The 13,878-nt window shown below is 59.0% G+C and carries 12 protein-coding genes and 2 pseudogenes; 9 read left to right on the forward strand and 5 right to left on the reverse strand.

Annotation, left to right across the window (positions count from 1 at the left end):
• Positions 1-161 precede the first annotated feature (161 nt).
• On the forward strand, positions 162-1,361 hold the full coding sequence (locus NLM32_RS08210) for a CapA family protein (RefSeq protein ID WP_254128647.1): 1,200 nt from the start codon (positions 162-164) through the stop codon (positions 1,359-1,361).
• 127 nt (positions 1,362-1,488) lie between these two features.
• On the forward strand, positions 1,489-2,919 hold the full coding sequence (locus tag NLM32_RS08215; protein ID WP_254128465.1) for an IS701 family transposase: 1,431 nt from the start codon (positions 1,489-1,491) through the stop codon (positions 2,917-2,919).
• An 11-nt stretch (positions 2,920-2,930) separates the two neighbouring features.
• On the opposite strand, the pseudogene NLM32_RS08220 reads toward NLM32_RS08215, so the two are convergent.
• The 3 genes and pseudogenes from NLM32_RS08220 to tnpB (NLM32_RS08230) all read right to left on the reverse strand — a co-directional run.
• A pseudogene (locus tag NLM32_RS08220) lies at positions 2,931-3,290 on the reverse strand (transposase); the annotation flags it as partial.
• A gap of 82 nt (positions 3,291-3,372) precedes the next feature.
• Positions 3,373-5,071 (reverse strand): IS66 family transposase gene (locus tag NLM32_RS08225; RefSeq protein ID WP_254128648.1). Its coding sequence is split into 2 segments (ribosomal slippage): positions 3,373-4,348 and positions 4,347-5,071, totalling 1,701 coding nucleotides; the frame shifts between segments, so codons are not numbered across the junction.
• A gap of 44 nt (positions 5,072-5,115) precedes the next feature.
• The gene (tnpB, locus tag NLM32_RS08230; RefSeq protein ID WP_309144835.1) at positions 5,116-5,442 is read right to left on the reverse strand and encodes an IS66 family insertion sequence element accessory protein TnpB; all 327 of its coding nucleotides are present in this window, start codon (positions 5,440-5,442) and stop codon (positions 5,116-5,118) included.
• 574 nt (positions 5,443-6,016) lie between these two features.
• Between tnpB (NLM32_RS08230) and NLM32_RS08235 the strand changes: the two genes are divergently transcribed.
• A complete protein-coding gene (locus tag NLM32_RS08235; protein WP_254128649.1) occupies positions 6,017-6,379 on the forward strand; it encodes a helix-turn-helix domain-containing protein in 363 nt (120 codons plus the stop codon).
• On the opposite strand, the gene NLM32_RS08240 is transcribed toward NLM32_RS08235, so the two are convergent.
• Complete coding sequence (locus NLM32_RS08240; protein WP_254128650.1) at positions 6,354-6,503, reverse strand: hypothetical protein; 150 nt, start codon at positions 6,501-6,503, stop codon at positions 6,354-6,356. The genes NLM32_RS08235 and NLM32_RS08240 overlap by 26 nt on opposite strands.
• 510 nt (positions 6,504-7,013) lie before the next feature.
• On the opposite strand from NLM32_RS08240, the gene ltrA reads away from it, so the two are divergent.
• Together ltrA and NLM32_RS08250 are read left to right on the forward strand one after the other, a co-directional pair.
• A complete protein-coding gene (gene ltrA / locus NLM32_RS08245; protein WP_254128651.1) occupies positions 7,014-8,273 on the forward strand; it encodes a group II intron reverse transcriptase/maturase in 1,260 nt (419 codons plus the stop codon).
• Positions 8,274-8,355: 82 nt separating this feature from the next.
• Positions 8,356-8,838 (forward strand): annotated as a pseudogene (locus NLM32_RS08250) (IS630 family transposase); the annotation flags it as partial.
• Positions 8,839-8,899: 61 nt separating this feature from the next.
• On the opposite strand, the gene NLM32_RS08255 reads toward NLM32_RS08250, so the two are convergent.
• Positions 8,900-9,301 (reverse strand): transposase, encoded by a 402-nt coding sequence (locus tag NLM32_RS08255; protein WP_254128652.1) that lies wholly within the window; start codon positions 9,299-9,301, stop codon positions 8,900-8,902.
• A gap of 400 nt (positions 9,302-9,701) precedes the next feature.
• Here NLM32_RS08255 and ectB point away from each other — a divergent pair, with 400 nt between their 5' ends.
• The 4 genes from ectB to NLM32_RS08275 all read left to right on the forward strand — a co-directional run bounded on the left by ectB (position 9,702) and on the right by NLM32_RS08275 (position 13,802).
• On the forward strand, positions 9,702-10,985 hold the full coding sequence (ectB, locus tag NLM32_RS08260) for a diaminobutyrate--2-oxoglutarate transaminase (protein WP_254128653.1): 1,284 nt from the start codon (positions 9,702-9,704) through the stop codon (positions 10,983-10,985).
• 364 nt (positions 10,986-11,349) lie between these two features.
• Positions 11,350-11,766, forward strand: coding sequence for a transposase (locus tag NLM32_RS46275; RefSeq protein WP_371933156.1), 417 nt, complete (start codon positions 11,350-11,352; stop codon positions 11,764-11,766).
• Positions 11,763-12,116, forward strand: a complete 354-nt coding sequence (gene tnpB, locus NLM32_RS08270; protein ID WP_254128550.1) for an IS66 family insertion sequence element accessory protein TnpB — start codon at positions 11,763-11,765, stop codon at positions 12,114-12,116. Before NLM32_RS46275 ends, tnpB (NLM32_RS08270) begins: the two co-directional genes overlap by 4 nt.
• A 72-nt stretch (positions 12,117-12,188) precedes the next feature.
• Positions 12,189-13,802 carry an IS66 family transposase gene (locus tag NLM32_RS08275; RefSeq protein ID WP_254128551.1) on the forward strand — a complete coding sequence of 538 codons (1,614 nt, stop codon included), beginning with the start codon at positions 12,189-12,191 and terminating at the stop codon, positions 13,800-13,802.
• Positions 13,803-13,878: the final 76 nt, after the last annotated feature.

The following is a 13,878-nucleotide window of genomic DNA, read 5'->3' on the forward strand; positions in this document are numbered from 1 at the left end:
GAACATTAGTTGTGCGAACCCAGCCTCCGTTAGCTTCTAGCGAAACTCGTCGATATGAACCAGATGCTTTTGAAATGGAAGCGAGAGCAGCCTTGGAGCGAGCCAAGCTGTCGGGTGAGTGGGAATATCCACGGGCCGACGCAGCCACGGATTCGGCAGAGATGACAGCAGCTGACTGGGGATACTGGCTCTACAAATTGGCGCGGCCGACAACACGAGCCGAAAAGAATGTACCCGAAAGCCTATTTGCGCGCGAGAAAACTGTCGTGAAGCTACCGCATGGGTTTGAGAGCCAAGCCGTGGTCACGCTAGGAGCGGCGGGTGATCTAATGCCGTTAGATGACCTTGAAGCGTCGAAAGATATTCTTTTTGATCGGGTGGCAGACGTTCTTTTCAATGTTGACATCTCGCTTGCAAATTTGGAAGCGCCTCTAACAGAGCAGAAAATAACAAAATGTCTCATTCCCGGCCAAGGCCCGAAGAACCCCATTATCATGCGTAACTCGATAGCTCATTTTTCTGTTCTGGCGTCGCACCGGGGGAAATACTTCACAGCGCTCAACTTCGCCAACAATCACGCGTTTGATCTGGGCATAGAAGGCGTTGAGACCACCCGAAGGATCCTTAATAAAAACGGGGTTGTCACAGTTGGTGCTCCTGCAACCCCTGATGAATATGGGCGCGCTGCGATTCTTAGCAAAGGAAAAATAAAGATAGGATTTGTATCGGCTACTTTTGGGCTCAATGGTCGTCAGCCACCCAAGAGTGAGGCCTATCGGGTCCATGCCGCCAAACTCATGTCCAAAGAAGTTGCAACGGATCTGGGACTACTCAAAATACAAATCGAAGATTGTAAAAAGCATGGTTGTGACTTCATCGTCGCTTCGATGCATTGGGGATATGAATTCGAGTTCTTCCCACGAGCAAGACAAATTGAGATCGCGCATAGGTTGGTTGAGGGAGGCGTAGATCTAATTTGGGGCCATCATCCCCACGTTATTCAGCCGATTGAGTACTATCGGACGAAAAGGGACTCAAATCGTATTGCAGCTATTGCATATTCGCTGGGAGGACTGACGTTTGGCTGGGATGCTGCTCCACATTTGATGTTGGGCCTGATCTTGAACGTGAAGTTGGTCAAGGGCTCAATCGACGGCGACCATCGCACATATATTGAAAGCATAAAACCCATCCCAGTCTTTCAGGATGATTTTCGCCAAGATGGGAAAAGAAAGTTGCGCATTGAAAGGTTGGCGGATCATCTAAGTCCAGTTGACGACAACGAGCCGGATGATCGTAGAAGACATATTGAGCTAATAAAACAGTATGCTGATCTAGTATTGATGAATTCATTCAGCTGACTGGACTACACATGACCTGCCCCTAATACTACTGAGTCAGAAAAGTGTCTGATTCAAAAGATCGCGGGCGAGATCCTGTGAGAATCAGTTACCTGTTGAGATTCAGGCATCGGCAACGGGGGCTGATATGGATCTCCGGACATCAGGCGGCAGTGAATCGCGATTTTCGGCTTTTGTCGAGAAACTTGTGAGTGTGATCGGACATGCGGACCGGGCCCAGCCGTTGTTTGATTATTGCATCGGCTTAATCATGCCGGGGGAGCGTAAAAGCGTTGAGCCTATGGCAGCGGTAACGGCACCTGATCGGACGGCGGCGCAGCATCAGTCGCTGCTGCACTTCGTCGGCCAATCGCCTTGGTCTGACGAGGGTGTTTTGGCCAAAGTGGGTGAGATGGTACTGCCGGCGATAGAGCGCCATGGACCGATCGAAGCGTGGATCATCGATGACACCGGTTTTCCCAAGAAGGGAGCGCACTCGGTCGGTGTGGCGCGTCAATATTGCGGGCAGCTCGGCAAGCAGGATAACTGCCAAGTCGCGGTATCCCTGTCGCTTGCCAATCACCACGCCAGTCTGCCGGCGATGTATCGTCTCTATCTGCCGCAGGAATGGGCGGCAGATAAGAAACGTCGGCGCAAAGCGGGCGTGCCCAAGGAGATCAGCTTTAAGACCAAGCCAGAGATCGCGCTTGAACAGATCGAAGCAGCCTGCAGAACCGGGCTTCCTCGCGGCGTGGTGCTGATGGATGCCGGATATGGCTGCAACACGGACCTGCGGACCAGCATCAGCGCGTTGGCGTTGACCTATGTGGCTGGTATCTTGCCAAACACCACGGTGTGGACATCCGACACGGCGCCGCTACCGCCGAAAAAATGGTCGGGCAAAGGGCGACCACCAAAGCTGCTGCGCCGCGACCACAAGCATCAACCGATTTCGGTCAAGGAGCTTGCTCTTTGCCTTCCTAAGCGGGTCTGGCGCACGATCAAGTGGCGAGAGGGCGCGGCCGAGCGGCTATCGTCGCGCTTCGCTCGCGCGCGCGTTTGCGTCGCGCATCGAGATTACCAACTCACCGAAAGCCGACCGGAAGAATGGCTTTTGATCGAATGGCCAGAAGGTGAGGACGAGCCGACCAAATACTGGCTTTCAACGTTGCCGGAAACGATCACTTTTGGAAGGCTAGTCGATCTAACCAAGCTGCGCTGGCGCATCGAGCGCGATTATCAGGATCTCAAACAAGAGGTCGGGCTCGGGCATTTCGAAGGGCGAGGTTGGCGTGGCTTCCACCACCACGCTACGCTGTGCATCGCAGCCTACGGATTCCTGGTCTCCGAGAGGGAGACGATTCCCCCCTCGGGATCTCGTTCCACCAGGCCGTTCAAGAGACTTGCGGTTTCCAACGGTTACCGACCCAGAGGCTCCGCTGCTGCGACCCGAACGTCACATCCCGAACTCGATTGCGACGATGCGGCGAAGACTGATCGTTGCCATCGTCCGCACCCTCTCACGCTGTCCCTGTTGCATTCGCCCGATCAAACAGCGCCTTCTTTTGTGACGCAGTAAGACTAAAATTTTCATCCAGCGGCAGTTAGAGTCTCGGAGTTTTGTACGCCAAGTGGCGCGGGTGAAGCAACGGACGATCGGCGGAGCTGGTCGGGGTTGCGCAGCCGATCGTCCGTTGCGGTGAGGTGGGCGGCGTAGGCCGCGGGGGTCAGGTATTTCAGTGACGAGTGGGGACGCTGTTGATTGTAGTCGGCGACCCAATTGGTGATCTTGGTGCGGGCGTCGTCGAGATCGAAGAACAGCGTCTCGTTGAGTAGCTCATCGCGCATCCGGCCGTTGAAGCTCTCGACGAAGCCATTCTGCATGGGCTTTCCCGGTGCGATGAAGTGCCAATCGATGGCTGCGTCCTTGCACCAAGCCAGCATGGCGTTGCAGGGTATGCACACGAGGAGGGCCGCGTGATCGGCTGGTGCGCGCGTAAACGGTCCGCTTTATGATCGTCGCGCGTGAGGTTCAGGCCGCCCGCTGATCGGCAGCGGCCTGTTTTTTAGCTTGGCGCAGGCGCTTCCACTCCCAGGGCAGCAGTTCGTGCAGACGCGAGGCGGGCAGATCAGCGATACGGGCCAGGACGTCGGCGAGCCATGCTTTGGCATCGACGTCGTTCAAACGGCAGGTAGTGATCATCGTCAGCATGACGGCGCAACGTTCAGCGCCGCGCTCGCTGCCCGCAAAGGTCCAGTTGCGCCTGCCCACAGCCACGCCGCGCAGCGCTCTTTCTGCGGCATTGTTCGTCAGGCAGATTCTACCGTCGTCGAGGAAGCGCGCGAAGTCGTCCCAGCGGTTGAGCATGTAGTTCATTGGCTTCAGGACCTCGGAAGAGCGCGAGAGGGTTTCGCGCTCGCGCAGCAGCCAGGCGTGCAGTTCGTCGAACAACGGCTTGCTCTTTTCCTGGCGCACGGCACGCCGCTCCGCGGCGGTCTTGCCGTTGATCCCACGTTCGATCTCGAACAAGGCGTCGAGCCGTTTGACCGCCTCCAGCGCGATCGGGGAGATCGGCTTGCCCTTTCCGCCGTTCCGGACATTCATCTCGATGTCGGCCAGCTCGAAGAACCCCCTGCGGGCATGGGCCATGCAGAAGGCGGGCGTGAGCGGTCGGTCCTTCCGCCGCTCGTCGAACAACGGATTGAGACCGCTGTAACAGTCAGCCTGAAGGATGCCCTGGTACCCGACCAGGTGTTTCTGGGGATGTTCACCCCGTCGGTCGCTCGAGGCGTAATAGACCGCAGCTGGCGGAGCTGTGCCCGCGAAGGGCTTGTCATCCCGAACATAAACCCAGATGCGCCCAGTTGTGCACTTGCCCTTCGCCAGGATGCGGATGGTGGTGTCGTCACCGTGAAGACGCTCGGCCGCGAAGGCATGCTTCTCGATCAGCTCGAAGATCGGAGCCAGGGCGAAGGTCCCGTGGCCGACCTGGTCGGCCAGCGTGGACCGGCATGTCGATGCCCTCGCATTTGAACCGGGAGCTCTGGCGGTTGAGCGGGATGTGCATGCCGAACTTGTCGAACAGGATTGTCGCCAGCAACTGCGGACCGATGAAGCCGCGCGGCGTGGCATGGAACGGCGCCGGTGTCTGGCTGACCTGCCCGCAATCGCGGCAAGTGAACTTCTCGCGGACCGTCTCGATCAACTTGAACCGGCGCGGGATCTCCTCCAGCGTCCTGTTTGCATCCTCGCCCAGCTTCGACAGCCGCGACCCGCCGCAACAGTGGCAGGCCGTCGGAGGATCGATGACGATGCGCTCGCGCTCGATGTCGTCCGGCCAAGGCTTGCGCACCGGCCGCTTGCGCGTGAAGGCGCGTACGCTCTGCGTCTTCGCCGCTGCAGCGGCCGCGGCGAGCTCGTCCTCGGTCGCCGACATAACAACATCTTCAAGCTGCAGTTCCAGCTGGTCGATCAGTCGCGCCCCGCGCTCGGAGCGCTGCCCATAAAGCTCGCGTTTCAGCTTCTCGATGCGCAGCTCAAGATGTGCAATCAGCGCTTCGTTGCCGGACAGCTTTGCCAGCGCGTTGGCTGCTTCGGCCTGCGCACTCGCAGCCTTCGTCTCGGCTTGCTGACGCGCTTCTCGTTCGACTCGAAGAACCTCGCGCTCAACCCGCAACGCCGCCAGGGCGCTCGCAAGGTCAGAGGGAAGATCGTCCGCTTTCGATGTCACGAAGCCATCGAATCAGATCAGCGCAAATATGCAATCGCAAAATGCTATCCGACACGCGTCGGGCGCCATGTTTCTTGCGGATGACGCCAATCTATTCCGGACAGAAGATAACTCAGCTGCGCCGGCGATATTGGAACGGCGCCACCATCAACGGTAGGCCAGATGAACTTCCCACGTTCCAATCTTTTTGTAAAAAGGCATGCGCCCTGGCCATCGTGCCAGATGCACTTCAAAAGCGAACCACTGCGACCGCGGAAGACGAAGAGATTGCCCTCCATCGGGCTCATTCGGAGCACCTCCTGTACCCGCAACGCAAGAGACGGGCATCCACACCGCATGTCGGTATAGCCCGTCGCTAGAGCGGTTTCCACTTTATGTGAATCGGAAGGGTACAGGGGATTGAACGAAGCCGCTGGCGCGGCATTGAATTTGTTGCTGGAGTGGGAGTGCCAAAACCGTCGTCGGCAGGTGGTGCCTCAAATCAATAGACCCGTGCAGTCGGATCAACGGATCGACTATGACAGCGACCAACAACATCTCGGCAGATCCAAGGGGAGATGCTCGGGCCTTCTGCACTTCCGTCGCATTCGTAGAAGGCCGTTACCGCGCTTCTCGCGCCAGGGTTGTCATGAGTGACTTTTCTGCCACGCCTAACCCATTGACAGCACATACGGCCAACAACCTACTTTCCCCAATTAGCAACATCCGTGCCATATCGCGCAAGTTGTGCAAGCGTTTGAGCCCGGCGACCGTCGACGATCATCGGCCTTGAAGCTCGCCTGTTGCTCGGGCGTGGCAGCGGCTCGTTCAATCCGGCTTCTATGAGGTCGCACGCGCCACTGAGCGCGCGGCCCGCGCCTGCCACGCGACCTCACAGAACCCTCCAGATTCCCTCGGTCGCGCAAATCAGATTCGATTGCTCTGGCTTTAACGACGGGGCGAGCGATGGCGAAGGGATATTCGAAAGACCTGAGAGTGCGTGCGGTGGCACTTGTCGAAGACGGCGAGAGCAGACGGGAAGCCGCGCGCGTGCTCGGTCTCAGCGCCTCGACCGCGATCCGCTGGATCGAGCGCTGGACGAGGACGGGCAGTGTGGCGGCATTGCCCGGCACGGGCCAGAGCCGCTCTCCGCTCGAGGCGCATCGCCAGTGGCTGCTCAATCTCATCGCCGCGGAGCCGGACTTGACACTCGAAGAGATTCGCGCGCGGCTCAAGTCCGAGAAGCGGCTGAAAGTCGGGACGACATCGGTCTGGCGCTTCTACGAACGCCACGACATCACGTTCAAAAAAAACTCTGCACGCCGCTGAACAGGATCGCTCCGATGTCGCTGCCGCGCGCGCCGAGCTGAAGGCCGAGCAATCCAAGCTTGAAGCGCCGCGCCTCGTGTTCATCGACGAGAGTGTGCTGCAGACAGCGGAAGGAGTTCAACATGAACTAAGACCGATGGTGAAGCTGCGGGAAAGATGGGGGCTGGCCCCCCGAGATCGGCTTTCAGGAGCGGGTCTCAAACCAGTCCGAGCTGCTGCGGTAAAGAGCCGTGGTGGTGAGCGTCGGATCAAAAGTTCGGATTAAACCGAGCAGGTGAGTGTCCGAAAGACGAACGAAAGTGAACCCTTCGAAGACGCGTCGTTATGAATCCAAGTGTCGTCAAAACCAGGACCGTTTCGTCATCCTGGGACAAGTCCGCCAGATGCCTGATGACCGGGCGGGCGGCGACCGGCGTAGAGGGGGCGTGAGTCGGACACAGGCTTTCGCGTGGAACTGCAGGAACCAGGCTCTTGATGCCAAGGGAGAAGCGCAAGCGGCGTCAACCGTGAGGCGAGAGTACCGATGCAAGAGACTGGGGCGGACCGATCCGTAGGAGCGTTGAGGGCCCTGTAATGGGGTCGGAGCAAAGGGATCGGGTCAGGTAGTCGTACTCTTGGACCAACTGGAAACAGGATGACTTCGAACAGTGCGATAAACAAGCCGTTCTCGATTGAGAAGCGGCGAGTGTACGAAGCGTACAAGGCGGTCAAATCTAATCGCGGAGCGGCTGGAGTGGACGGACAGACCTTGGAGATGTTCGAGACAGATCTTGCAGGGAATCTCTACAAAATCTGGAATCGCATGTCGTCAGGGACGTACTTTCCACCTCCGGTGCGCGCCGTCTCCATTCCAAAGAAGACGGGCGGCGAAAGGATTTTAGGTGTGCCCACTATCAGCGATCGGATCGCGCAGATGGTGGTCAAGCAGATGATTGAGCCGGAACTGGAATCCATCTTCCTGCCGGACTCTTACGGTTACAGGCCGGGAAAATCGGCTCTGGACGCCGTCGGCGTCACGCGTCAGCGGTGCTGGAAATATGATTGGGTCCTGGAGTTCGACATCAAAGGACTGTTTGACAATCTCCCGCATGATCTTCTGCTGAAGGCGGTCCGGAGACACGTGAAATGCAAATGGGCGCTGCTCTACATCGAAAGATGGCTGACGGCGTCAATGGAAAAGGACGGGAAGCTCGTTGAGCGGATCCGCGGAACCCCGCAAGGGGGCGTGATCAGCCCAATGCTGGCCAATCTGTTCCTGCATTATGCGTTTGATCTCTGGATGGCGCGGACACATCCCGATCTCCCTTGGTGTCGGTATGCCGACGACGGACTGGTGCACTGCCGGACCGAGCAAGAAGCGGAAGCCATTAAGGCGGAGCTTCAAGCAAGGTTGGAGGTGTGCGGACTTCAGATGCACCCGACAAAGACGCAGATCGTCTACTGCAAGGACAACAGACGTCGGCGAACGTATCCGAGGGTCAAGTTTGACTTCCTCGGATATCAGTTCAGGCCGCGGCAGGTGGCAACGTCACAGCGGAAGGAGTTCTTCTGTGGATACACCCCGGCGGTCAGTCCGACAGCTTTGAAGGCCATGCGAGCTTCGATCCGAAGCTTGCACATTCCTCGGCAAACGCCGGGGACGCTGGCTGAGATCGCCCAACAGATCAATCCGCTCCTCCGGGGGTGGATAGGTTATTATGGCCGGTTCAGCCGTTCGGCGCTGTTCTCTCTGGTCGACTACGTCAATCAGAAGCTGAAGGCGTGGATCATGCGAAAGTACAAGCGCTTCCGGCTCCACAAAACCCGTGCGTCGCTGTTCTTGCGAAAGTTGGCTCGGGATAATGCGGAGCTGTTCGTACACTGGCAGTTGTTCGGAACGACCACGTTCACCTGATGGGAGCGGTGTGAATCGAGAGGTTCACGCACCGTTCTGCGAGAGGCCGGGGGTGAAAATCCCCCGGCCTACTCACCCGGCGGTCACGACGAAGATGGTACGGCATTACGGCCGCTCACCGCGTGGCGAGCGTCTCGTTGCGAGCGTGCCGCACGGCCACTGGAAGACGCTGACACTCGTTGCCGCGCTGCGCATCGATGGCTTGACGGCGCCGTATGTCTTCGACGGGGCGATGGACGGGCCGTCATTCCTCGCTTATGTCGAGCAGATCCTCGCGCCGACGCTGCGCAAAAGAGACATCGTCTTCATGGACAATCTGCGTACCCACAAGATCGACGGCGTTCGCCAGGCGATCGAAGCGGTCGGCGCCAAGGTGCGCTATTTGCCGGCCTACTCGCCCGATCTCAACCCGATCGAAATGGCATTCTCGAAGCTGAAGACCGCGCTGCGCAAGGGCGCGGCACGCACCGTCAAGGCGCTCATGAAACTGATCGGCAAGCTCATGAAGACATTTGCGCCCGACCAGTGTGACAACTACTTTCGACATGCAGGATACGGGGCCTGATCCACATCAAGCGGAAAATGCTCTAGCCACACACGCACGTTCTGGCCAGAGGGAAGCGATATCACCGCAGCGTCTCCAGACCACGCATGATCCGAATCAGCGCGTCAACATCGACCCCCCTGTCCACAATCACCCGACAACCGTTAGAAGCCAGAATCTCCATACGACTGCCGGCCGCGCTCGTCATCGGCGTCGCGGGCGCCGCCGGGACCTCCGGCACGATCACCGCTGGCACAAATCCTTCAACCGAAGTCGAACCAAAACGCCCGCCCCGGGCTGCGTTACGCCACTCAGCCAACTGCGAGCGCGTGATCCCGTATTTGCGGGCCGTGGCCGACCCTAAACGGGGCAATGAATAGCTCTCGCCGACGATTTTCAGCTTGACCTCGTCGCTGAACCGACGTCGACCGCCCCTATCAACGATCTCAAGCCGACTGACAGAATTGATTGTATGGATGTCCATACAGGCGATTTCTGACGTGTTCGCAAAAATTCACAACGCGCAATTCAGCGGTCACGGCCGTACGCGTACGGACTCTTTGAAGCGCGCGCAGTTGATGTAATGTTTCCCCTCTCTCAGGGGGCAGTAGGAAGCTAGCAGGGGAACCGGCTGCCGCGCCTGTAGGCATTACGGCGAGTCATACTGGCGCAGGCCATGCGCGATGATCGTTCACCGCACATACGATGCTCCTAGTTATTGAGCCGCCGACAAAAGGCCTCGTAGAGAGAAGCACCTACCAACGCTAGGAGGCCCATCTTAGCGCATTTTCAGGTAAGAAGGTGCTTAACTGTGAGAAAAAGCGTCTGCAAATAAGTGCGGCCATGCTTACTCATCGGGCCAGCTCATCGCAGGGGAAACTTCTATGGCTGACAGTGAGCAATTGAATATACAAGCTCTTGAATCGAACGTCCGAGTATACTCCCGTTCGTTCCCCGCAACCTTTAGTCGAGCGCGAGGATCCATCATGTTAACCGAAGACGGTCGACAGATGATTGACTTTCTTTCCGGTGCTGGAGCGTTGAACTATGGCCACAACAATCACGGACTCAGAGCTGCTATCACTAGCTATCTAGAATCGGATGCCCCAGTTCATGCGCTCGACATGGCGACGCCTGCCAAGCTCGACTTTATGAAGGCGTTCAATTCTATCATCCTTGAGGGGCGGGGTCTCCGCTACAGATTCCAATTCACCGGCCCAACAGGTGCTAATGCTAATGAGGCAGCTTTAAAGCTATCGCGCAAAGTCACAAGGCGTCATAATATAATTTCATTCGCGCGCGGCTATCATGGCATGAGTTTAGGGGCAATTGCTGCAAGCGGCAATCGCTCCTATCGCGCAGCTAGCGGAGTTTCCTTGTCGGGCGTCACCTTCATGCCCTATGATGGCTATCTCGGAGCGGACGTTGATACGGCTGAATATGTACGAGTGATGCTAATGGATGAAAGCGGGGGAATTGATCCTCCAGCTGCAATTCTCGTCGAGACTGTTCAGGGAGAAGGCGGCATAAACGTTGCTCGTCGGGAATGGTTGCAATCGATCCAGAGCCTGGCAAAGGACGTCGGCGCTGTGTTTATAGTTGACGACGTTCAGATGGGCTGTGGTCGGACGGGCGACTTCTTTAGCTTCGAGTTCGCAGCGTTGTCCCCGGATATCATCGTCCTATCGAAGTCCCTAAGTGGGTATGGCTTACCATTGTCGATGTTGTTGATCAAAGACGAGCTCGACGTATGGCTCCCGGGAGAGCATACGGGTACGTTCAGGGGAAACAATCTGGCGCTTGTATCCGCAACCGCAGCGATAAATCTCTATTGGCGGAGCCGAGCGTTTTCGGAGGAAATCCAGCGCAAAGGAAAACACATACAGCGACGACTGGAGGCGATTGCTCGCGGTTATGGAAACAGGTTTTCTGTTCGCGGGCGGGGCATGGCATTAGGGTTTGATTGTCAGGTTCCTGAACTCGCAGCTATGACCACAAAAAAGGCATTTGAGAAAGGAGTCATGGTCGAACGATGCGGTCCGCTCGATCAGGTCGTAAAATTCCTACCTGCACTCACTATCGACCTGGAAACTGTAGATAAGGGCCTAGACTTGTTTAATGAAGCTCTGAGCGAAGCGCAGCAGCAGACTAGGTTTTCGGCAATCTGACCACGCCGGCATTCGTCGAAACCAACGCCGGCACGGGCATGTTGTCGCTTCGAATTTCAGCAATCAGCGGAGCGGATTTGCGTGCTGGGACGAGCGCGCGAAAATTCTGATGACAGCATGCGCTTAAGGTCGTGGTATGGAAACGACGAGCTGTTCGGTACGAGCATCGAAAGCTCGTTCTATCGCCGCACAATGCGCCGTTGCAGCCGATGAGGCGACGAGAAGAGAGGTCAAGCGGTGAGCGGATCTTGCAAGCCATTGCCATCGTGTGTGGGCGTACTGTAAGCGGCGTGTCTTCCGCACCTTGTTTGGCGTGAGCTGATCGGCAACATGCGAGCCGTCATATACAGTTAGGTTCGCATATATGGTTGACGATATGGTCGACGCTTCGGAGCCACGGGGCCGGGTGGATATCCAGGTCGGAGCGGGGCGTCGGCGGCGGTGGAGCGACGCGGTCAAGGGAAGGATCGTGGCGGAGTCGTATGTGCCGGGCGCTGTTGCGTCCGAGGTGGCGCGCCGGCACGGCCTCGCGCCGCAACACCTCTTCGTTTGGCGCAAGGCGGCGCGTGCCGGTCTGCTGAGCTTGCCGGCGGAAGATGCGCCATTCTTCGTTCCGGTGGTATCGGAGCTGCACCCCGCCGCTGGGGCGGCCGCGGAAGCGGCAACGCGGAACGCGACAACGATCAGCATCGAGATTGGTGATGCGGTGGTTCGCGCAGCGGCCGGGGTCGATCCGGCCTGGCTGCGCGATGTGCTGCGGGCCGTGAGGGCGACAACATGATCGCGGCTTCGGCGGGCGTGAAGATCATGGTCGCGACGCGGCCGGTCGACTTCCGTAAAGGTGCCGATGGTCTCGCCGCGCTGGTGCGCGAGCAACTCCACCATGATCCATTCGCGGGAACGATCTTCGTCTTCCGTTCAAAGCGAGCGGACCGTTTGAAGATTTTTGCCTGGGACGGGTCCGGGCTCGTGCTGCTGTGGAAGCGGCTGGAGCATAGCGCGTTCCGCTGGCCGCCGATCAGCGATGGCGTGATGCGTTTGTCTGCCTCACAGCTCGCCGCGCTGATGGACGGTCTGGATTGGTCGCGCCTGCATGCCCGCGACATTGCTCAGCCGAGCGCAACCTCATAAACCCTGTGACCAATCGAATCAGGTCGGCCACAATATTCCACAACGGCCCGCGAATCAGCTTGAGTACCGGGCGTGAGCGAGATCACGGATCAACTTCCGACCGACATCGAGGCGCTGCAGGCGCTGGTTGCGGCGGCACGCGCGGAGCGCGACGCGGCGATCGCGAAGTGCGACGCGGCGATCGTTGAACGCGACCAGGCGCTGTCGCAAATGGATCGCCTTCAGCATCTCTTGCGCCAGCTGCAACGCGCGCAGTTCGGTCGCCGCTCGGAGAAGCTCGATCCTGAGCAGTTGCAGCTGGCGATCGAGGACATCGAGCAGGCCATTGCCAGCGACGAGGCGGCCCAGGACCGGAAGGACACGGCAGGCGCACGCCAGCGTGCTGAACGACGCCGCGCCAGCCGTGGTGCGCTTCCGGCCCATCTGCCGCATATCGACGTCACGATTGCCCCGGAAGTGACCTGCTGTCCGTGTTGCCGCGCGCCTCTGCATGTGATCGGTGAGGAGACCTCTCGGCGGCTCGACGTCGTCCCGGCGCAGTTCCGCGTGATCGTCACCCATCGTCCCAAATATGCCTGCCGGGCCTGCACGGATGGCGTGGTTCAGGCGCCGGCACCAGAGCGGCTGATCAAGGGCGGCTTGCCGACCGAGGCGATGGTCGCCCATGTGCTGGTCGCCAAATATGCCTGGCACCTGCCGCTCTATCGGCAGGCTCAGATGCTGCTGGCGCAGGGGATCGACATCAAGCGCTCGGTTCTGGCGTTCTGGGTCGGCTATGCGGCCGCGGAGCTTCGTCCACTCTGGCTCAGGCTGCGCGAGACCATTCTGACCGCGAGCAAGATCGCGGTCGACGAGACCACAGCGCCGGTGCTCGATCCCGGCCGCGGCCGCACCAAGAAGGGCTTCTTCTGGGCGATCGCACGCGACGATCGGCCGTGGGGCGGAGCCGATCCGCCGGCAGTGGCCTACACTTACGCACCCGGTCGCGGTGCCGTCCACGCGCTCAAGCTGCTCGACGGTTATCGCGGCATCGTGCAATGCGACGGCTATACCGTCTACAAGACCATTGCCAACACCGCGCCGGACGCGGCGATCACGCTCGCCTTCTGCTGGGCTCATCTGCGGCGGCGCTTCTTCGACCTTGTCCAGGACGGCCCTGCCCCGATCGCCAGTGAAGTGCTCGAGCGTATCGCTGCTCTCTATGCCATCGAGAAGTCGATCAGGGGCCGCAGCGCCGATGAGCGCCGGGCCATCCGCCAGGAGCGCAGCAAGCCGCAGGTAGCGGCGCTCAAGGCCTGGTTCGACCAGCAACTCACCCGCGTCTCGGGCAAAGCGACAATCGCCGAGCACATCCGTTACGCCTTGAACCACTGGGTTGGCCTGACGCGGTTCCTCGACGACGGCCACATCGAGCTCGACAATAATATCGTCGAACGAAGCATCCGTCCTCTTATCCTTAACCGCAAGAATGCGCTGTTCGCGGGGCATGATGAGGGCGCGGAGAACTGGGCCTGCATCGCTTCGCTGATCGAGACCTGCAAGCTCTGCGGCGTGGAGCCGCAGGCCTATCTGACCGACGTCCTCACCAGACTCGTCAACCTCTGGCCGGCATCGCGCCTGGACGAACTCATGCCCTGGGCGTGGGCCGCCGAGCGAGCTAACGGCGCCAACAGCCTCGCCGCTTGATGAACTCGCTTCCTGGATCGCGACCGCTCCAGCAGGCCTCGTCGCCACTGGCTCCGTGCGTTCCGGCAGCTTCAAC

The organism is Bradyrhizobium sp. CCGUVB14 (genome assembly GCF_024199935.1).
Classification (GTDB): Bacteria; Pseudomonadota; Alphaproteobacteria; order Rhizobiales; family Xanthobacteraceae; genus Bradyrhizobium.

Coding starts and splice junctions, on each gene's coding strand:
- NLM32_RS08215 (WP_254128465.1), top strand. CDS start 1,489: ATGGATCTCCGGACATCAGGCGGCAGTGAATCGCGATTTTCGGCTTTT.
- NLM32_RS08255 (WP_254128652.1), bottom strand. CDS start 9,301: ATGGACATCCATACAATCAATTCTGTCAGTCGGCTTGAGATCGTTGAT.
- ectB (WP_254128653.1), top strand. CDS start 9,702: ATGGCTGACAGTGAGCAATTGAATATACAAGCTCTTGAATCGAACGTC.
- NLM32_RS46275 (WP_371933156.1), top strand. CDS start 11,350: ATGGTTGACGATATGGTCGACGCTTCGGAGCCACGGGGCCGGGTGGAT.
- ltrA (WP_254128651.1), top strand. CDS start 7,014: ATGACTTCGAACAGTGCGATAAACAAGCCGTTCTCGATTGAGAAGCGG.
- NLM32_RS08210 (WP_254128647.1), top strand. CDS start 162: ATGACAGCAGCTGACTGGGGATACTGGCTCTACAAATTGGCGCGGCCG.
- NLM32_RS08240 (WP_254128650.1), bottom strand. CDS start 6,503: ATGTTGAACTCCTTCCGCTGTCTGCAGCACACTCTCGTCGATGAACAC.
- tnpB (WP_254128550.1), top strand. CDS start 11,763: ATGATCGCGGCTTCGGCGGGCGTGAAGATCATGGTCGCGACGCGGCCG.
- NLM32_RS08235 (WP_254128649.1), top strand. CDS start 6,017: ATGGCGAAGGGATATTCGAAAGACCTGAGAGTGCGTGCGGTGGCACTT.